The 18,692-nt window shown below is 69.2% G+C and carries 20 protein-coding genes and 2 pseudogenes; 12 read left to right on the top strand and 10 right to left on the bottom strand.

Annotated elements, in window-relative coordinates; translation table 11 throughout:
- The first annotated feature begins 117 nt into the window (after window positions 1–117).
- From ACX28W_RS16505 to ACX28W_RS16470, 8 genes are all read left to right on the top strand, one after another.
- A complete protein-coding gene (locus tag ACX28W_RS16505) occupies window positions 118–927 on the top strand; it encodes an NAD-dependent epimerase/dehydratase family protein (protein ID WP_458999708.1) in 810 nt (269 codons plus the stop codon).
- 286 nt (window positions 928–1,213) lie between these two features.
- On the top strand, window positions 1,214–1,975 hold the full coding sequence (locus ACX28W_RS16500) for a DeoR/GlpR family DNA-binding transcription regulator (RefSeq protein WP_458999707.1): 762 nt from the start codon (window positions 1,214–1,216) through the stop codon (window positions 1,973–1,975).
- A 155-nt stretch (window positions 1,976–2,130) separates the two neighbouring features.
- The gene (locus ACX28W_RS16495; protein ID WP_458999706.1) at window positions 2,131–3,501 is read left to right on the top strand and encodes an ABC transporter substrate-binding protein; all 1,371 of its coding nucleotides are present in this window, start codon (window positions 2,131–2,133) and stop codon (window positions 3,499–3,501) included.
- A complete protein-coding gene (locus tag ACX28W_RS16490; RefSeq protein ID WP_458999705.1) occupies window positions 3,498–4,436 on the top strand; it encodes a carbohydrate ABC transporter permease in 939 nt (312 codons plus the stop codon). Before ACX28W_RS16495 ends, ACX28W_RS16490 begins: the two co-directional genes overlap by 4 nt.
- Window positions 4,433–5,290 (top strand): carbohydrate ABC transporter permease, encoded by an 858-nt coding sequence (locus ACX28W_RS16485; protein WP_458999704.1) that lies wholly within the window; start codon window positions 4,433–4,435, stop codon window positions 5,288–5,290. The genes ACX28W_RS16490 and ACX28W_RS16485 overlap by 4 nt, the downstream gene beginning before the upstream one ends.
- Window positions 5,287–6,276 carry a zinc-dependent alcohol dehydrogenase family protein gene (locus tag ACX28W_RS16480; RefSeq protein WP_458999703.1) on the top strand — a complete coding sequence of 330 codons (990 nt, stop codon included), beginning with the start codon at window positions 5,287–5,289 and terminating at the stop codon, window positions 6,274–6,276. The genes ACX28W_RS16485 and ACX28W_RS16480 overlap by 4 nt, the downstream gene beginning before the upstream one ends.
- Before the next feature lie 73 nt (window positions 6,277–6,349).
- Window positions 6,350–7,552 carry a TerD family protein gene (locus ACX28W_RS16475; RefSeq protein WP_458999702.1) on the top strand — a complete coding sequence of 401 codons (1,203 nt, stop codon included), beginning with the start codon at window positions 6,350–6,352 and terminating at the stop codon, window positions 7,550–7,552.
- A gap of 272 nt (window positions 7,553–7,824) precedes the next feature.
- Window positions 7,825–8,061, top strand: a complete 237-nt coding sequence (locus ACX28W_RS16470; RefSeq protein ID WP_458999701.1) for a helix-turn-helix domain-containing protein — start codon at window positions 7,825–7,827, stop codon at window positions 8,059–8,061.
- 55 nt (window positions 8,062–8,116) lie between these two features.
- Here the strand turns inward: ACX28W_RS16470 and ACX28W_RS16465 are convergent, their stop codons facing one another.
- The 6 genes from ACX28W_RS16465 to ACX28W_RS16440 all read right to left on the bottom strand — a co-directional run bounded on the left by ACX28W_RS16465 (window position 8,117) and on the right by ACX28W_RS16440 (window position 13,110).
- A complete protein-coding gene (locus ACX28W_RS16465) occupies window positions 8,117–8,923 on the bottom strand; it encodes an aminoglycoside phosphotransferase (protein WP_458999700.1) in 807 nt (268 codons plus the stop codon).
- 75 nt (window positions 8,924–8,998) lie between these two features.
- On the bottom strand, window positions 8,999–9,169 hold the full coding sequence (locus tag ACX28W_RS16460; RefSeq protein WP_458999699.1) for a hypothetical protein: 171 nt from the start codon (window positions 9,167–9,169) through the stop codon (window positions 8,999–9,001).
- 4 nt (window positions 9,170–9,173) lie between these two features.
- Window positions 9,174–10,313: a radical SAM protein gene (locus ACX28W_RS16455; RefSeq protein WP_458999698.1), complete on the bottom strand. Its 1,140-nt coding sequence runs from the start codon at window positions 10,311–10,313 to the stop codon at window positions 9,174–9,176.
- 60 nt (window positions 10,314–10,373) lie between these two features.
- The gene (locus tag ACX28W_RS16450) at window positions 10,374–10,907 is read right to left on the bottom strand and encodes a DUF6415 family natural product biosynthesis protein (RefSeq protein WP_458999697.1); all 534 of its coding nucleotides are present in this window, start codon (window positions 10,905–10,907) and stop codon (window positions 10,374–10,376) included.
- A gap of 274 nt (window positions 10,908–11,181) precedes the next feature.
- Window positions 11,182–12,363 carry a helix-turn-helix domain-containing protein gene (locus tag ACX28W_RS16445; protein WP_458999695.1) on the bottom strand — a complete coding sequence of 394 codons (1,182 nt, stop codon included), beginning with the start codon at window positions 12,361–12,363 and terminating at the stop codon, window positions 11,182–11,184.
- A 105-nt stretch (window positions 12,364–12,468) separates the two neighbouring features.
- Window positions 12,469–13,110, bottom strand: a complete 642-nt coding sequence (locus ACX28W_RS16440) for an HAD family hydrolase (RefSeq protein WP_458999694.1) — start codon at window positions 13,108–13,110, stop codon at window positions 12,469–12,471.
- A gap of 62 nt (window positions 13,111–13,172) precedes the next feature.
- On the opposite strand from ACX28W_RS16440, the pseudogene ACX28W_RS16435 reads away from it, so the two are divergent.
- Window positions 13,173–13,360, top strand: a pseudogene (locus ACX28W_RS16435) (hypothetical protein).
- A gap of 80 nt (window positions 13,361–13,440) precedes the next feature.
- Here the strand turns inward: ACX28W_RS16435 and ACX28W_RS16430 are convergent.
- Window positions 13,441–13,677, bottom strand: a pseudogene (locus tag ACX28W_RS16430) (haloacid dehalogenase); the annotation flags it as partial.
- A 74-nt stretch (window positions 13,678–13,751) separates the two neighbouring features.
- On the opposite strand from ACX28W_RS16430, the gene ACX28W_RS16425 reads away from it, so the two are divergent.
- Together ACX28W_RS16425 and ACX28W_RS16420 are read left to right on the top strand one after the other, a co-directional pair.
- Window positions 13,752–13,907: a hypothetical protein gene (locus tag ACX28W_RS16425; RefSeq protein ID WP_458999693.1), complete on the top strand. Its 156-nt coding sequence runs from the start codon at window positions 13,752–13,754 to the stop codon at window positions 13,905–13,907.
- 91 nt (window positions 13,908–13,998) lie between these two features.
- Window positions 13,999–14,667 (top strand): PASTA domain-containing protein, encoded by a 669-nt coding sequence (locus ACX28W_RS16420; RefSeq protein ID WP_458999692.1) that lies wholly within the window; start codon window positions 13,999–14,001, stop codon window positions 14,665–14,667.
- Window positions 14,668–14,787: 120 nt separating this feature from the next.
- Here the strand turns inward: ACX28W_RS16420 and ACX28W_RS16415 are convergent, their stop codons facing one another.
- Window positions 14,788–15,354: a TetR/AcrR family transcriptional regulator gene (locus ACX28W_RS16415; protein ID WP_458999691.1), complete on the bottom strand. Its 567-nt coding sequence runs from the start codon at window positions 15,352–15,354 to the stop codon at window positions 14,788–14,790.
- Window positions 15,355–15,490: 136 nt separating this feature from the next.
- Here ACX28W_RS16415 and ACX28W_RS16410 point away from each other — a divergent pair, with 136 nt between their 5' ends.
- Window positions 15,491–16,957, top strand: coding sequence for an MFS transporter (locus tag ACX28W_RS16410; RefSeq protein WP_458999690.1), 1,467 nt, complete (start codon window positions 15,491–15,493; stop codon window positions 16,955–16,957).
- Here the strand turns inward: ACX28W_RS16410 and ACX28W_RS16405 are convergent.
- A complete protein-coding gene (locus ACX28W_RS16405; RefSeq protein ID WP_458999689.1) occupies window positions 16,939–17,955 on the bottom strand; it encodes a 1-aminocyclopropane-1-carboxylate deaminase in 1,017 nt (338 codons plus the stop codon). The genes ACX28W_RS16410 and ACX28W_RS16405 overlap by 19 nt on opposite strands.
- 19 nt (window positions 17,956–17,974) lie before the next feature.
- Window positions 17,975–18,631, bottom strand: coding sequence for a GntR family transcriptional regulator (locus tag ACX28W_RS16400; RefSeq protein ID WP_458999688.1), 657 nt, complete (start codon window positions 18,629–18,631; stop codon window positions 17,975–17,977).
- Window positions 18,632–18,692 lie beyond the last annotated feature (61 nt).

The raw sequence follows: 18,692 nt of genomic DNA, 5'->3' as shown, positions 1-18,692 counted from the left end.
CCGCGCGACACTTGACGCGGCAGGTCAACGCTCCCTAGCGTGTCCACAGATGTGAATTCTGTACACGAATATGTCCCGCCGGACGCGGCACGTCGACCCGCACGAGGAGACACCCGCATGCCCGCTCCCCGCACCGTTCTGCTCACCGGCGCCGCCGGCGGACTCGGCACCCTGATGCGCGGGCTGCTGCCGGACTACGGCTATGAGCTGCGCCTCCTCGACCTGCTCCCCGTCGAGGGCGCGCCGGACGCGATCACCGCAGACCTCGCCGACCGGGCGGCGCTGCGCGAGGCGGTACGCGGTGTCGACGCGATCATCCACCTCGCGGGCATCTCCCTGGAAGCCCCGTTCGACAAGATCCTCAAGGCCAACATCGAGGGAACGTACAACCTGTACGAGGCGGCACTGGAGGAGGGCGTACGACGCATCGTCTTCGCCTCCTCCAACCACGCCGTCGGCTTCACGCCACGCCCGCAGGGCGACGACCCCTTGATCCCGATCGACACCCCGCGCCGCCCGGACACCTTCTACGGCCTCTCCAAGTCCTTCGGTGAGGATCTGGCCCAGTTGTACTGGGACAAGCACGGCCTGGAGACGGTCTCGGTCCGCATCGGCTCCTGCTTCGCGGAGCCCACCAGCGTCCGCATGCTCTCCGTCTGGATGAGCCCCGAGGACGGCGCCCGCCTCTTCCACGCGGCTCTGACCGCCGAGGACGTACGGCACACCGTCGTCTACGGCTCGTCCGCCAACACCCGCCTGTGGTGGGACCTGTCCACGGCCAGGGCACTGGGGTACGAGCCCCAGGACGACTCCGAGCCGTACGCCGAGAAGCTCATCGCCGAACAGGGCAACCTCGACCCGGACAACCCGGACCACGCCCACCTGGGCGGCCACTTCACCACGCACCCGCCGATCTGGCCGTACTGACCACCCAGCAGGGGCACAAGAAGAGCGGGCGGGCACCGAACGGGCCCGCCCGCTCCCCTGTTCGGGCACGAACCCTGCCCGATCCCACCTCCCCACCCGCTCCGCCCCAGGTCCGGCACGGGCACCCGCGCCGCCGAACGGGCCCAGCCGGGCATCATCGGGCATGCAACAGGCCTGGTCAGTGCCGCACACCCGCTGTAGAACTTCCTCCAAGGCCCCCAACGAGCCCCATCGGGCCCGAACGGGCAGCGTGTACAGAACGCAGCGCAGGAAGCAGGTGTCGGCCATGACCGCGGAAGAACGTCAGCGGGAGATCGTCCGGGCGGCCCGCCGTACAGGCTCGGTCGACGTGACCGCGCTCGCCGCCGAACTGGGCGTCGCCAAGGAGACCGTACGGCGCGATCTGCGCGCCCTGGAGGATCACGGCCTGGTACGCCGCACCCACGGCGGCGCCTATCCCGTGGAGAGCGCCGGCTTCGAGACGACGCTCGCCTTCCGTGCCACCAGTCACGTGCCCGAGAAGCGCCGGATCGCGAGCGCCGCGGCCGAGCTCCTCGGGGACGCCGAGACCGTCTTCATCGACGAGGGATTCACTCCGCAGCTCATCGCCGAGGCACTGCCCGGGGACCGGCCGCTGACCGTGGTCACCGCCTCGCTGGCCACGGCGGGTGCGCTCGCCGAGGCGGACAACACGAGCGTCCTGCTGCTCGGCGGCCGGGTCCGCCCCGGCACGCTCGCGACCGTGGACCACTGGACGACGAAGATGCTCGCCGGCTTCGTCATCGACCTGGCGTACATCGGCGCCAACGGCATCTCCCGCGAACACGGCCTCACCACCCCCGACCCGGCGGTCAGCGAGGTCAAGGCCCAGGCGATCAGGGCCTCCCGGCGCACGGTCTTCGCGGGCGTGCACACCAAGTTCGGAGCGGTCAGCTTCTGCCGCTTCGCGGAGATCACCGCCCTGGAAACGATCGTCACGAGCACACTGCTCCCGGCGTCCGAGGCGCACCGATACTCCCTGCAGGGCCCTCAGGTCATTCGGGTCTGATCCGCATCTGATCTGAGTCCGATCCGAATCTGTTCCGAATCTGATCCGAATCTGATCCGAATCTGATACGGGTCTGAAAACCAAACTGACCCACTACATGGGCATCGCATTACCCACACCCACCCCATATACACCGATACGTCCAGGAGCGATCCATGCGAACCCAGAGCCGACGGAGGCCGCGAGCCACGCTCGCCATGGCCGCCGCAGGGACGCTGCTCGCCCCGCTGCTCTCCGGCTGTTGGGTCGGAGCGGGCGGGTCCGGTTCCGGCGGCAACTCCATCAACGTCCTCATGGTGAACAACCCGCAGATGGTGGAGCTGCAGAAGCTCACCAAAGCCCACTTCACCAAAGAGACCGGCATCAAGGTGAACTTCACCGTCCTGCCCGAGAACGACGTCCGCGACAAGATCAGCCAGGACTTCGCCAATCAGGCCGGCCAGTACGACGTCGCCACCCTCTCCAACTACGAGATACCGATCTACGCCCGCAACGGCTGGCTGCACGAGATGGACTCGTACGTCGCCCAGGACAGCGCGTACGACGAACAGGACGTCCTCACACCGATGCGCCAGTCCCTCACCGGCGACGACGACAAGCTCTACGGCCAGCCCTTCTACGGCGAGTCGTCCTTCCTGATGTACCGCAAGGACGTGTTCGAGGAGAAGGGCCTCACCATGCCCGAGCACCCGACCTGGACGCAGGTGGCCGACCTCGCCGCCGAGGCCGACGGCGCCGAGTCGGGCATGAAGGGCATCTGTCTGCGCGGCCTGCCCGGCTGGGGCGAGGTCATGGCGCCGCTCACCACGGTCGTGAACACCTTCGGCGGCACCTGGTTCGACAAGGACTGGAAGGCCCGTCTCGACTCCCCCGAGTGGGAGGCGGCGACCAAGTTCTACGTGGACCTGGTCCGCGAGCACGGTGAGTCCGGCGCGGCCCAGTCCGGCTTCGCCGAGTGCCTCAACAACATGACCCAGGGCAAGACGGCCATGTGGTACGACGCCACCTCCGCCGCCGGTTCCCTGGAGTCGGCCAACTCCCCGGTCAAGGGCAAGATCGGCTACGTACCGGCGCCCGTCGAGAAGACCGAATCCGCCGGCTGGCTCTACACCTGGGCCTGGGGCATCCAGGACGCGTCCCGCAACCCGGACAAGGCCTGGAAGTTCGTCTCCTGGGCGTCCGGCAAGCAGTACGAGCAGCTGGTCGGCGACGAGATCGGCTGGTCCGACGTCCCGGCCGGCAAGCGCGCCTCGACCTACACGAACCCCGCGTACGTCAAGAAGGCCGCCGCCTTCCAGGAGATGACGAAGGACGCCATCGAGGGCGCCCGGCCCACCGACCCGGGGGTGCAGCCGCGCCCCGCGCCCGGCATCCAGTTCGTCGGCATCCCCGAGTTCACCGACCTCGGCACCAAGGTCTCCCAGGAGATCAGCGCGGCCATCGCCGGACGCCAGTCCGTCGAGTCGGCCCTGAAGAAGTCCCAGCAACTGGCCGAGGAGATCTCCGAGGAGTACGAGGGACGATGACAGCGACCACGACAGCCCCGATAGCCGCACCATCCGTACGCGCCGAGAAGCCCCCCTCCGGCCGACTGCGCGCCTGGGCCACCCGCGCCCCGCTCCTCCCGGCCCTGATCTTCATGATCGCCGTGACCCAACTCCCGTTCGTGGCCACGCTGGTGATCTCGTTCTTCGACTGGAACTCCCTGTACCCGGACGCCCGCCGTTTCACGGGCTTCGCCAACTACTCGGAGGTCCTGACCGACGCGGACCTGCGCCACTCGGTGTGGACGACCGTCCTGCTGACGGTGGCCGTGGTCCTGGCCAGCCTGGTCCTCGGCCTGGTCCTGGCCCTGCTCCTGGACCGCAGGTTTCGCGGCCGCGGCATCGTCCGCACCCTCCTGATCGCCCCCTTCCTGGTGGTCCCGGTCGCCGCGGCCCTGCTCTGGAAACATGTGCTCTACAACCCTGAATACGGCCTGCTCAATGGGCTGTTGCAGTATGTGGGCGGCCCACAGCCGGACTGGATCTCCAACACCCCGCTGCTCGCGGTCGAGGCATCACTCGTCTGGCAGTGGACGCCCTTCATGATGCTGATCCTGCTGGCGGGCCTGCAGAGCCGTGACCAGCAGCAGATCGAGGCGGCCCGGGTGGACGGCGCGAGCGACTGGCAGATCTTCCGCCACCTCACCCTCCCCCACCTGCGCCGCTACCTCGAACTCGGTGCCCTGCTCGGCTCGATCTACATCGTGCAGAACTTCGACGCGGTCTTCACGATCACGTCCGGCGGCCTCGGCACCGCCAACCTCCCCTACACCGTCTACCAGAGCTTCTACCAGGCCCACGAGAACGGCCTCGCCTCGGCCGCGGGCGTCCTGGTCGTCATCGGTTCGATCATCATCGCGACGTTCGCGCTGCGTGTGGTGTCGTCCCTGTTCCGCGAGGAGGTGTCCCGCGTATGAGTGCCACCGCTGTACGTGTACGTCCCCGCCGCACCCGCGGCCGCGGAGCGGGCCTGGGCCTGGCCGCCTGGCTGCTCGGCATCCTGTTCTTCCTGCCCATCGCCTGGATGGCCCTGACGTCCTTCCACTCGGAGGAGGACGCGGCGACCAACCCGCCGTCCTTCGGCGCCGCCCTCACCCTCGACGGCTACCGCGAGTTCTTCGGCACAGGCGGCGGCGCGAGCCCGTGGCCGGCGCTGCTCAACTCCACGGTGGCGTCGGTGGTCTCCACGCTCTGCGTCCTGCTCCTGGCCTTCCCGGCGGCGTACGCGCTCTCCATCCGCCCGGTGAAGAAGTGGACGGACGTCCTGTTCTTCTTCCTGTCGACGAAGATGCTGCCGGTGGTGGCGGGCCTCCTGCCGATCTACCTCTTCGCGAAGAACACCGGGATGCTGGACAACATCTGGCTGCTGGTCATCCTCTACACCTCCATGAACCTGCCGATCGCGGTGTGGATGATGCAGTCGTTCCTCGCCGAGGTCCCGGTGGCGGTGATCGAGGCGGCACAGATAGACGGCGCGAGGCTGCCGACGATCCTGGCCCGCGTGGTAGCCCCGATAGCCCTCCCCGGCATCGCCGCGACAGCCCTCATCTGCTTCATCTTCAGCTGGAACGAACTGCTGTTCGCCCGAGTCCTCACCGGCGTGGTGGCCGAGACAGCCCCCGTCTTCCTCACCGGCTTCATCACCAGCCAGGGCCTGTTCCTGGCCAAGGTGTGCGCCGCGTCGCTCGTCATCTCCCTGCCGGTGCTCGCCGCGGGGTTCGCCGCCCAGGACAAACTGGTCCAGGGCCTGTCACTGGGAGCCGTGAAATGAAGGCCGCCGTCATCGAGTCCGTGGGCCGCGCCGTCGTCACCGAGGTCCCGGACCCGACGCCAGGCCCCCGCGAGGTCGTCGTCGAGGTCGCGGCGTGCGGCCTGTGCGGCACGGACCTGCACATCCTCCAGGGCGAGTTCGCCCCCAAGCTGCCGATCGTGCCGGGGCACGAGTTCGCGGGCGAGGTGGTCGGGGTGGGCACCCAGGTCACGGAAGTCTCGGTCGGCGACCGAGTGGCGGTGGACCCCTCCCTCTACTGCTACGAGTGCCGGTACTGCCGTACGGGCCACAACAACCTCTGCGAGCGCTGGGCAGCGATCGGTGTGACGACGGCGGGCGGAGCGGCCCAGTACGCGGTGGCTCCGGTGGCCAACTGCGTACGGCTGCCCGAGCACGTCCGCACCCAGGACGCGGCGCTGGTGGAGCCGCTGTCGTGCGCGGTCCGGGGCTACGACGTCCTGCAGTCCCGCCTGGGCGCCCACGTCCTGATCTACGGCTCCGGGACGATGGGCCTGATGATGCTGGAGCTGGCCAAGCGGACGGGTGCCGCGAGCGTGGACATCGTGGACGTGAACCCGGCCCGGCTGGAGACGGCCCGCGGCCTCGGTGTCTCCGCGTCCGCCGCGAACCCCGACGAGCTGGACCGGCCGCAGGGCTGGGACCTGGTCGTCGACGCGACGGGCAACGCGGCGGCGATCCAGGACGGCCTGGACCGGGTGGCGAAGGCGGGGACGTTCCTGCAGTTCGGGGTGGCCGACTACGCGACGCGCGTGACGATCGACCCGTACCGCATCTACAACCAGGAGATCACCATCACCGGCTCCATGGCGGTCCTGCACAGCTTCGAACGCGCGGCTGAACTCTTCGCCGGAGGCGTCCTCGATCCGGAGGTCTTCATCAGCGACCGCATCCCCCTGACCAGCTATCCCCAGGCACTGGACCAGTTTGCTTCCGGGGTCGGCAGGAAGATCGTGGTGGTGCCGTAGCCCTTGCGAGCCAAATGATCCTTGGTAAGGGAACGGTAAAGCGCTCCCGGTCGTTACCTCAGGCATGACAGCTATGACCCCTGGCTCGAACATCCCTCTCCCCGTCACCCGCGTGACGGTGGACGTCGCCGCCCCGGTGCGGCTCGACGTATCGGGCCTGCTGCTCACCGCCGACGGCAAGGTGCGCTCCGACGACGACTTCATCTTCTACAACCAGCCGGCCGGCCCGGGCGTGACGTACCGCTCGGGCGGCGGCACGGCCCCGGACGCGATCACGGTCGACACCACCGCGGTCCCTCCGGGCATCGAGAAGATTGTCGTCACCGCCAGCCCGGACGCGGCGGGCCAGACCTTCCAGGGCATCGAACCCACGGCCACGATCCGCAACGCGGACGACAACTCCGTCCTGGCCTCCTTCACCCCTCCGCAGTTGGGCACGGAGACGGCCCTGGTGATCGTGGAGGTCTACCTGCGCAACGGCGCGTGGAAGGCCCGCGCGGTCGGCCAGGGGTACGCGAACGGCCTGGCGGGCATCGCCACGGACTTCGGCGTCACCGTGGAGGAGCCGGCGCCGGCCGCCCCGCCCGCGGCGCCCCCGATGCAGGCCCCGGTGGCACCGCCGGCCCCGTCGATCGACCCGCGCGTCGCCGCGCCCCCGGCCCCGGCGGCTCCCCCGGCACCCCCCGCCCCGCCCTCCGGGAAGATCAACCTCGACAAGGGCCGGGTAAGCCTCCAGAAGAACCAGACCGTGTCCCTGGTCAAGGGCGGCCGCCCGCTGCTCTCGCAGGTCAAGATGGGCCTCGGCTGGGAGCCGGCGTACCGCGGCAAGGACATCGACCTGGACGCCTCGGTCATCGCCTACGGCCCGCAGCGCAACCACATCGACAGCTGCTACTTCGGCAAGCTCTCCATCGTGAACGGCGCGATCAAGCACTCCGGCGACAACCTCACCGGCGAGGGCGGAGGCGACGACGAGGTGATCGTCGTGGACCTCGGCCGCCTCCCCCAGGACGTCACCGGTCTGGTCTTCACGGTCAACTCCTTCTCCGGCCAGAAGTTCACCGAGGTCGCCAAGGCCTACTGCCGCCTCCTCGACGCCGCCACCGGCGAGGAACTGGTCCGCTTCGACCTCACCAGCGCCGAACCCCAGACCGGCGTCATGATGGCCAAGCTGATCAAGCAGTTCTCCGGCGAGTGGGAGATGACCGCGTTGGGCGACTTCGTCAAGTCCCGCACGGTCCGCGGCATGGTGAAGCCGTCGGCCCAGGCGCTGTAGAAAATCGCTGGTCAGCAACTCAGTGCACCTTCTGTGCGCGCCGGGGGCGTGGTAAATCCCTTGGCGCGCGCCGGAGGTGCTTCTGTCTGCCCTGACGTGGGCTGATGCGGGTCCGGGATGCTGGAGGGGTTCGTTCCGGCCGAAACCGAGGCTTCTGTGATGCCGGTGAGCTCGCAGGTCAGCATGGTGCTGGGGACCGTCCACGGCCTTCAAGATCACACAAATTAGGGTTTCTATAATATATTTGATCACGCGGTCGGGAGCGTGGACACGTGTCCCGCCCCACACCGCCCGACGACCGGGTACTCACCCGACGCCGCGAGGTGGGAGAGCAGATCCGCCGCGTACGCGAGCAGCACAACCTGACCCAGCCCGATGCATGCGGACGATCAGGAATCGACGTCGCCACGTACAGCCGGATCGAGCAAGGCCACTCCTCCCCTAAGCTCGACACCTTGATCCGCATCGCCGACGCGATCGGCGTTCCGCTCGCCGACCTCGTCAGGTGACGCAGACGATCAGGACATGAAGCGGCCCAGACCGGTGGCGTCCACCTCCAGCGCTCTAGGCGCAGGCTCGCCAGTAGATCACCCAGTCGTGGGCGTGGCGGGCCATGTTCTTCTTCCAGTCCTGCCGGTCGTTACGCGCGATCTCGTCCCACGCGGCGGCGTTGGCGTCGGCGAAGACCGCCACCGCGGTGTGCGGCGCGGACACCCAGGACGCGAAGGACGCTCGGGCCCAGGCGTCGGCGCCCGCTGCGCTGTGCCCTGCTTCCATGAGGCGGAGGATGAGCACCGCGGGGTCGATCCATGCCGCGCCGCGAGTGGGCCACGCCCAGTCGATCAGGTGGGCGCGGTCGGTCATGAGCACGTTGTGCGGCGCAAGGTCTGTGTGCAGCAGCGTGTCGCCGACGAGCTGCTCAACGCCAGCGGGGCCTGCGTAGCCGCCCCATCGGTCCTCGGCACACTTGAGCTCGATGTCAGGACATGGGGTGTTCTGAAGCTCGACCACGGCGCGGGCGACGGGTGGCAGATCGGGGGAGCCGGGGGTGTAGTCGGTGTGGCGGCCGACGAGGTGCTCGTATCCGATCAGGTCCCATCCGGCGGCCTGGACGTGCCACAACAGTCGGGGACACGACGGCGGTAGGTGCGGGTTGATCGCGGCCTCGCGCTGTTGTGTCCGGGCCTGGGGGTGGTCGGTGGGTACGCCCTTGACGAACAGGATCGCGCCGGCGGTGCGGACGGTGGCGGCGATCCCGGAGTTCGCTCCGGCCTGCGCGGTCTCCGCGCTGAGGATGGCCCCGGTGTGGGCTTCGACGGCAGCGCGGGCCGCGGGCGGGAGGTCGGTCCAGTGGATGCGGGCGACAGGCATGCGGTTCCTGGGATGGGATGGTGGCCGCCCCCGACCCTACTGCGGGCCGGGGGCGGCGCGTGGCTTGTGTGCGGTCTAGTACGGCTGGTCGTCGTCGGCCTGGCAGGAGCAGCCGAGGCTCTCCGAGAACGTGCCGATCTCCTTCGTGATCCGGAACTCGTCGTCGGCGATCGGCCGGGACGTGATCGCGACCGGGAGCGGGCCTGCGGCCTGCGCGGTGGGACGGGGCGTGATGGCTGTTGCCATTGATTCACCTCACTGGGTCGGGATGCTGGCAGTACATGTTTCGTGGTGCCTTCGCCTCCTGGTAGAGCTTGGCCATGGGGCGGCAGGTGGTGCAGCCGCCCGGGTTGCCGTCGGCATCCTTCTGACCGAACGTGCAACCGGCGCAGCCCCCGGTGCGAAGCTGTAGGCCATCGGCGATGCCGCCGAGGCGTTTGAGTCCCTCGATGCCGTCCTGCATCAGCGGGATGTGCGGGTCGCGGCCGATCTTGCAGATGGACGCGTGGCCGAACGGGTCGGCGTGGAAGAAGGTGTGTCCGGCGTTGCAGCCGGTGAACGGCTTCCGCTTGCGCAGGTACTTGGTGGCCTGCTCGGGGACCGGCGTCGCGGCACCTTGGATGGTCGGCGACATGTTGGTGAACACAAACACCTCGCCGTAGCGCTCGCCGAGCGCTTCCATGGCGGTGAACTCGTCGGCGTTGTCCTTCGTGATGACGACGTTCAACTGCAAGCGCAGGCCGGCCTCGCGGGCCGCGTCGAGTCCACGGATGAAGCGGCCGAACGCGCCTCGGTTGCGAGTGAATCCGTCGTAGGTCTCTTCGGTCGCGCCGTAGACGCTGAGCGACAGGTGGTGGGGCGGGCGTTCGGTGAGAGTCTCCAGGATCCTCGGCTTGTGGAGCTGTGACCCGTTGGTGGAGATCGTCAGCATGATGCCGAGGTCAAAGGCGTACGAGTACGCCTCGGGGAACTCGCGGTCGATCAGCGGCTCACCGCCCGTGACCTGAAGCCACAGCACGCCGGCGTCGCGCATGATGTCGAGCAGCCCGACCTTGTCGGCCCAAGGCATCCCCTCGAACCGCTTCAATCCGAGGTAGCAGTGCGGGCAGTCGTAGTCACAACCCTTGTTGATCTCGTACGACGCTCGGGCCATGCCGTACGTGGAGGGGGCGCGCACGAGGATGGAGTCGCGCAGGGGCCGGTGTTCGGGAAGGTTGAGCCCCCATGCCTGGCGGGCGCCGTCGACGAGCCACTGTGGAGCCTCGGCGCCAGTGCTCGCGGCGTTGCTCAGTTCGAGGTAGCGGGCGAGTGGGATCTGCACCCCGTTGTCGTCGCCGGGGCGTACGACGAGGTACTCGTCGAGGAACGGGCTTGCGATCAGGTCATGCATCGAGCCTCCAGCAGATGGCCGGTCGTCGGCCGGGGGGGGCGGGGGTCTGGGTGGCGCTCGTCAGTGACGGCGCACGGTGTTGGCGCAGCGGGCGTGGATGCGGCCTGCTCTGGCCGTGCCGCTGGACGGGCTGGCGTGGTCGTACTGCCGCGAGTCTTCGCCGTCCCGGATCGGCTGGTCGCAGGCCAGGCACATCGTCACGCCGGTCAGGGCCTCGTAGTGGTCACAGAGGGCGTTCAGTGAACGGGCGAGGCGCCGGGCGTGCGCGATGGCTCCGCCTGGTACGGGACTCGGCTGTGCCCTGAGTCTCCCGCGGGCCTCGCCCACGCAGGCAAGCGCGCAGTAGCGGGGGATGTCGTTCTTGGGCAGCACCGCGGTAGCCGTGTCGATTTCCGGGATGAGCAGTTCCATATGGCCGCGCAACAAGCTGGTCAGCGTGACCAGTTCGGCGCCAGCCAATGCCTCCCCCTCAGGCGGGAGCAGGCGACCGATGCTCTCGCGCATCATCGCGACGTCTACCGGCGCGGTGCCGCTCTCCGTTTCCACGGTGCCGGTCTCTGCAGCAATCACGACGCCACCGCCATGGAGCGGCATCCGCAGGACACGATTGGCCAGACACACCCGTTGCCGACGAGCCTAATGTGCCCGTCCGCGTACATCGTCTTGGTGACCGCGCCGCAGTGGAAGCAGGCCTCACCGTGTAGACGCGCAATGCTCACCGGCCCCTGTATCGGGGTCGACTGTGGTGATGGCTCCTTGCTCATCGCGTTCCCATCTGCTGTTTCCTGCGGACGGGACAGATGATGGGCGCCTGCAAGGGCCGCAAGTGACACAGCTTGTGTCACCTGGTGCCATCTGGGATGGAGGGTCAGAGGGCGCCGATCCACTCGGCGAAGCTGGTGAGAGTCTCCGAATCGGCGCGCTTGAGACGGCGCAGCGTTGCCGTGTCCTCGCGAGCCCACCGGTGTTCTCGCGTGTGCTGGGGCGCGATGTGCCGGGCCACCTTCAGCGATTCGAAGGAGTCGTCGAACAGGCCGGCCCATAGCTGGGCGCGCGCGAGCTCGATGTAGAAGCCGCTGCGCCTCTCGGCTGGCAGATCCGTGGGCGGTTTCCACTCGCTGGCGACGTCGAGGGCGCGCTGCACGTGGTCATGGCCGAGGCTGACCGCGACGGAGACCTCGTGGGCCCGGACGGAATCGGACCCGAATGCGGTCCCTTGATAGGTGGCCTCCGGGACGCGGTCGCCGAATTTGCGGGCTTCGGCGAGGTGGGTGTCGGCTGCGGCTGCGTTCCCTGCGCGCCCGGCAATGACGGCGGCCCGCATGTGGAGAGCGCCCCGGGCTGCCATCGCGTTGGCGTCACGCGGTGGCGGGACGAGGTCGACGGCGCGTTCGAGGGCGGTGAGGCCCGGGCCGTGGGCGCGGGCAGCGAAGAACGTCTCGGTGCGGATGTAGGCCACGGTGGCTTCGAGGCGGGGGCTTTCGGCTGCGGGTGCTGCCCAGCGCATGAGTTCGATGAGGCGGGCGGAGAGGTCAAGGGCGCCGAACTTGTAGGCGACGGCGTCAGCGGACCGGTAGGAGGTGACGAGGAGTTCGGCTACTTCGGCGTGTTCGCGTCCGGTGCTGGCGTGGAATGCGCGGGCGAGTTCTGTCAGCAGGTCGGGGAGCGAGCGGGTGATCTTTACGTACTGGGATGCGAGGCGCCACGTGGTGGCTTCATCAACCGCGGCGCGCAGCTCGACGAGGGGGCGTATGGGGCCGTCGTCCGGGATGTCGTAGGCGGCGATTGCCGCAGAGATCGCGGGCAGTGCGTCACGGACGCGGCCGTCAGCGCGGGCATGGCCGGTGAGGAGCCGTGAGGCGTCGGTGCATAGGGCTTCGGCGATCGCGTCGAGGGTGTCGTCGCCGGGGAACCTGCTGCCTTGCTCGATCTTGCGGAGCATGCTGAGGGAGAGGAAGGCGGCGCGGGCGAGGTCGTCTTGCGTCATGCGGCGGGCACGGCGGGCTGTCGCGATGCGCTTGCCTACCTCCCGCATGGTGTCGGCGGGCATACCGGCTCCGTTCGGGGCGTCACTCCGAACCGTACCCGCGCGGTCACGCGCTGGATGCGCTAACGGCCCCACCTGTAACTCGCAGGTGGGGCCGATTCGTTCCGCTCAGTCCGCGATGATGGAGGTGAGCTGGGTGAGGCTGTCGATCCGCCAGTCCGCGGCGGCCGCCACGTCGGGGTGGTCAGCCCACAGGTGTCCCCACGGTCCGCGCCGGATGTGCGCCACACGGAGCCCGGCGACCTTCGCGGGGAACACGTCGTTGGCGGGGTGGTCGCCGACGTACACCGTCTCGTGAGGCGCTGCCTGCGCCACTTCCAGGACCCGCGTGAAGAATGCGGGCTGCGGCTTGGCGACACCCCACTCCCCTGAGGTGACAACCAGGTCGGCGGGGAGGGCCAGGCCGCGCAGCAGTTCGCCGACGCGGGAGGTCTGGTTCCCGGCGATGATGACGCGGATGCCCAGCTTCCGGAGCCCGGAGAGGGCCGGTCGGACGTCGTCGTACAGGTCGCTCTCGTCGAGGAACTCGCCATGGCCGGCGGCTTCGCGGGCCTGATATTCCGCGGCGACGTCGAGGCCTGGGCGGGCGAGGCGGAGCGAGTCGGCGTTGTCGCGGCCTTGGGCGACAACGGCGCCGACGAGGGCGGAGAGGGTGTGGCGGGGGATGCCGAGCCAGTCGGCCCAGGCGGCCCAGTAGCGGTCGTCTCGGGTGATCGTCTCGCCGACGTCGAACACGATGGTCTCAATCACGCGGGGAGCCTACGGCGTTTCTCCGGTCTCCTCGATGTCGGCCAGGCCCATAGGATTGTGGCATGTCCCCGACCGCTGAGCGCCTTGGTTCTGCGCGGTCTGCTGCCGAGTTGAACGACCAGATCCGCGCCCTGTGGCAGCGGGCTGGCGGGACGCTGTCGGAGGAGCAGCGGCGGGAGTATGAGGTCCCTGCGTCGAGTGGGCGGCCGCTGTACAGGCCGAGCGTGCCGGGATTGCCGAAGCGGCCTGACCCCGGACACGACGAAAGGCCCCCTCCCGCCCCCGTCAGCGCCGTCCAACGGGCAGTCGAGCAGCGAGGAGTACACCGCCCTCGCCGAACGTTTCGGGCTGGCCGGCCGCAGCGCGGGCCTCGCGCTCATCGTGCAGATCGAAGCCGGGACGGAACTCCAGGAACGTCTCACGGTAGTCGCGGCCGTGAGCGACGACGGCACCGAACATGGCATGGAAGGTGTGGCGGGGTACGCCGAGCCAGTCAGCCCATGTGCCGTACTCCCGCGTCTCATCGACCAGGCACTCACCGACGTCGAAGACCACTCCGCGAATCATGACGGCGATCCTATTGGCCACGGTTATTCGGCCGCACGAGGCCCGTTGTCAGTGCCGCCCCCTAGCCTGTTCGTATGTCCCCCGATCCCGAGGTCTCTGGTTCCGTGCGGTCTGCCGAGACGGTGAATGAGCAGATCCGCGCGTTGATGCTGCGCTGTAGCGGGTGGCTGCAACCAGAGGACCGGGCGGAGTACGAGCGGCTGCGCGCCGAGTGGGTCGAGGCTGCCTGAACCACGGTCACGAACGCGTCACCGCGATTACTTCTTCTTCACAAGTGGCCTACCATAATCCGCCTGTACCTGCACCACTCGGGGGGAATCCATGCGTACCCACATCATCAGTGCTGTCCTGCTCTGCGCCGCCACCAGCGTCCTGGTCGGCTGCGACCCGGACACCAGCGCCACGGGCACCAGCACTACGAGCACCAGCAGTTCGGCGACGGTAGAGGTGCCCAAGGCGTCGGCCACGACGGACGACAAGCCCGCCGACGACAAGCCCTCCTCGGCGGAGAAGAAGAAGGTGCCGTCGTTGGTCGGCATGGGACTGCAGTCCGCGCAGGACACCGCCCAGAGCGAGGGCTTCTATTCGCTCAAGTCGCACGACTCCCAGGGCCGGGACCGTATGCAGGCGTTCGACCGGAACTGGAAGGTGTGCAGCCAGAACGTGAAGGCCGGCACGTCCGTGTCCACGGATACGACGCTCGACTTCGGTGCGGTGAAGCTCGAAGAGACGTGCCCCGCGAAGGATGAGGCAGAGCCGTCGGCCGCGGGCGACAAGATGCCGGACTTCACAGGGAAGTCGGTGAAGGCAGCCAGGGCCGCGCTCGACTCCAGCACGTCGATCACCGTCAACGACGCGTCCGGCGACGACCGTTGGGTGCTCGTCGAAAGCAACTGGCAGGTGTGCACCCAGACACCTGCGGCCGGTACGGCGCTGAATGGGCAGCCGGTCACGCTCACCGCGGTCAAGTTCGAAGAGTCCTGCCCGTAAGGAGTCCAGGGGCTTGCATGACGGCGCAAGGGAGCGCCAAAGGCACACAAGAAGCAGACGGCGGTGGGGACTTGAGGTCATCACCGCCCCGCCTCATGTTCCGCGACGTCCCGCGCGACCCTAGGGACGCAACCCCTCGGTCAGCAGCGACAGGTACCGGCGGATGTACTTCCCCTCGCCGTTCGCCAGTTCCGACGCGGTCGCCACGCCGTGCGCCAGCCGCAGCACCTCGATCGGCTCCACGTCCGCCCGCAGCGTCCCCTCCCGCTGAGCCGCCTCGACCAACCGCGTGGCCGCCCCCTTCATCGAGATCCCGCACGCGGTCAGTACAGCGGAGCTGCCGTCCGCGACGGCCGACCCCAGCAGCGCCTTCAGACCGCGGACCTGGATCATCCCCTCGCTCAGCTCGTTGAGCCACTCCACCAGCGCCTCGCCGGGCGGCAACTCCGCCGCGATCTCGTCCGCGCGGGCGGCGATCGCCTCGATGCTGTCGACGTACACGGCCTCCAACAGCGCGTGCCGGGTGGGAAAGTGCCGGTACAGCGTCCCGGAGCCCACCCCGGCGCGCTTGGCGATGTCGTCGAGCGACGCACCCTCCCCGTGCTCGGCGAAGGCGACCGCCGCCTCCTTGAGCAGCCGCTCATAGTTCCGCCGCGCATCCGCCCGCATCGGCTTGGCCTGCGTCATTCAGATACTCCTTGCCAACCGGGGACGCTCTCCGTATCTTATCGAGCACTAAACGGAGACAGTCCCCGCTTATCGTTGCGGGCAGTCGGCGCTGCCCGCACACCGCTCGTCGGGGACACGAGACAGGGAGCATCCCATGTCCACCCCGTCCGCATCGTCCACCAGCACCGGCCCACCCCAAGCCGCGCCCGAGCAGCCGGCCAGGCTCGGCACCGTCCTGTCGGTCATCGTCACCGCCTATCTGATGGTCGGCGTGGACTCCACTGTCGTCAACGTCGCTCTGCCGGACATCCAGCGGGACCTGGACTTCACCCCCACCGGCCTCTCCTGGGTACTCAACTCCTACACGCTCGCCTTCGGCGGCCTACTGCTGCTCGGCGGTCGCGTCGGCGACATCGCGGGGCGCCGCCGCACCCTCACCATCGGCGTCCTTCTCTTCGCCCTCTCCTCGCTCCTCGGCGGTCTGGCCACCGAAAACGGCTGGCTGCTGGCGGCCCGCGCACTCCAGGGCGTGGGAGCCGCGCTCACCGCCCCCAGCACCCTCGCCCTGATCACCACCAACTTCCCGGAGGGCCCGCGCCGCCACCACGCCCTCGGCATCTACACCTCGATGGCGAGCATCGGCGCCTCCATCGGCCTGGTCCTCGGCGGCATGCTCACCTCCTGGGCATCCTGGCGCTGGGCCCTGCTGATCAACGTACCGATCGGTATCGCGGTGGCCCTGGCGCTGTCCCGCTTCGTGACCGAGACCCCACGCCATGCGGGCCGGTTCGACGCGGCGGGCGCGCTCACCGGCACGGCGGGGACGACCTCGCTGGTCTACGCGTTCATCCGGGTCTCGGAGGCGGGCTGGACCGACACCCGGTCCCTGCTCGGCTTCACCACGGCGGCCGCGTTCCTCGCGGGCTTCGCGCTGATCGAGTCCCGCGCCGAGCAGCCGATCATGCCGCTGCGCCTGCTGCGCGACCGCAACCGGGCGGGCGGCTACGCGGGCGTGCTCCTGCTGCCCGCGGGGATGTTCGGCGCCTTCTACTTCCTCACGCTGATCACCCAGCAAGTGCTGGGCTACAGCCCGTTGCGCGCCGGACTCGCTTTCCTCCCGATGACCGTGGCGGTCTTCCTGCCGCTGCGCTTCGTGCCCCGGCTCGTACAGCGCGTCGGCGCCAAGCCGCCCCTGCTCATCGGCATGTCGCTGATCGTCGTGGGAGGCGGCTGGCTCTGGCGACTCGACCCCGGCGACGGCTACGCCACCGGTCTGCTCGGGCCGATGATCCTGATCGGACTCGGCGTCGGCCTGAGCTTCCTGCCGCTCAACGCGACGATCCTGGCGGCCGTCGTACCGCGCGACGCGGGCGCCGCCTCCGGACTGCTGCAGACCCTCCAGTGGCTCGGCGGCACGCTCGGCCTGTCGATCCTCGTCACGGTCTACGGCACGGCGACCCGGCACGCGACCGGCTCCCCGTCCGATGTCCTGACCGAGGGCGCGGCCCGGGCGTTCGGCGTCGGCGCGCTGATCGCGGTGACGGCGCTTTTGGTCGCGGCGCTGGTCATCACCGGGCGCCGGCCGCTGGGGCGGCAGCCGGATCAGAAAAGCGCGCTGTAGGCGTTCAGCGCGGGCTGGCCGCCGAGATGGGCGTAGAGCACGGTCGAGTCGCGCCCGATCTCACCCCGCGCCACCAGATCGACCATCCCGGCCATCGACTTGCCCTCGTAGACGGGGTCGGTGACCATCCCCTCGGTGCGCGCCGCGAGCCGCATCGCGTCCAGCGTGGCCTCGTCCGGAATTCCGTACGTGCCCGCGTGGTACCGCTCGTCCAGCTCCACGTCCGCCTCCGTCAACTCCTTCTGTACGCCGATGAGCTGCCCGGTGCCGTGAGCGATCCGCGCGATCTGCTCACGGGTGCGGGCGGGCGCCGCCGACGCGTCGATGCCGACGACGCGCCGCGGCCGCCCGCCCGCCTCCTCCAGAGCGGCGAACCCGGCGACCATGCCCGCCTGGGTCGACCCGGTCACCGAGCACACCACGACGGTGTCGAAGAAGACTCCCAGCTCCTGCTCCTGATCGGCGACTTCGTACGCCCAACCGGCGAAGCCCAGGCCACCCAGCGGATGGTCGGAGGCGCCGGCCGGAATGGCGTACGGCTTGCCACCGCCCTCCTCCACCTCCCGCAGCGCCTGCTCCCAGCTCTCCTTGAAGCCGATCCCGAACCCGGCCCGCACGAGCCGTACGTCGGCGCCGGCGAGGCGGCTGATGAGGATGTTGCCGACCTTGTCGTACACGGAGTCCGGCCACTCCACCCAACTCTCCTGCACCAGCACACACTTGAGCCCGGCGCGGGCGGCGACGGCCGCGACCTGGCGGGTGTGGTTGGACTGCACTCCGCCGATCGAGACCAGCGTGTCGCAGCCCTGGGCGAGCGCGTCGGCGACGAGGTACTCCAGCTTGCGCGTCTTGTTCCCGCCGTACGCGACACCGGAGTTGCAGTCCTCCCGCTTGGCCCAGAGCGCGGCACCGCCGAGGTGTTCGGTCAGCCGCTCCAGCGGGTGCACGGGCGAGGGCCCGAAGAGCAGCGGGTAACGGGCGTACGAGGAAAGGGACATGGGTTCTCCCGGAGGAACGTCAGTCGGAGTCTGCAAGGTCCGCGAGGTCTTCAAGGGCACGCCAGATCTCCGCGGTGACACGGACGGCGGCGTCCACGTCCCCTTCGGCGCAGGCGTCGATCAACTCGTCGTGCAGCCCGGCCGAACGACAGTTGCCGCCCTCACCGAAGCGGCGCCGCTCCAGGCGGCGGATCAACGGGGTGTAGCGGGCGACGGTCGCGGCGGCCGCGCGATTGCCGCTCACCCGCACCAGTACGTCGTGCAGCTCGTCGTCGGCGCGCAGGGCGGCGTCCACGTCGCCGTCCCGTACGGCGTCCGCGAACCTCGTGTTGGCCTCGCGCATCACCTCGATGTGGGGCGCGTCGAGCCCGGGCACAGCGGCCCGCGTCACCAGCTCGTGCATGGCGCCGACCACGGCCGCGGCGTCCCGCACCTCGGCGGCCACCACGGGCGTCACCCGGGTGTAGCTCTGCGGCTTGGACTCCAGGAGCCCCTCGTCGACCAGCCGGGAGAAGGCCTCGCGCACCGGCGCCCGCGACAGCCCGAGCAGCTCGGCGAGCTCGGCGTCCCGCACCACCGCGCCCGGCGCGATGTCACCGGCCACGATGGCGTCCCGTATCGCGCCGTACGCGCGGTCCCTGAGCAGGGTCCGGCGCACAGGTCGTATCGCCTCCATGAAGTGAAATGTTAGATATCAGTGGCCGACCAGCACAAGAGTGCGACCCGCACGGAAGTGC

This window comes from Streptomyces sp. SD15 (genome assembly GCF_054462255.1).
This window is presented reverse-complemented; position numbering and strand designations above follow the sequence as displayed.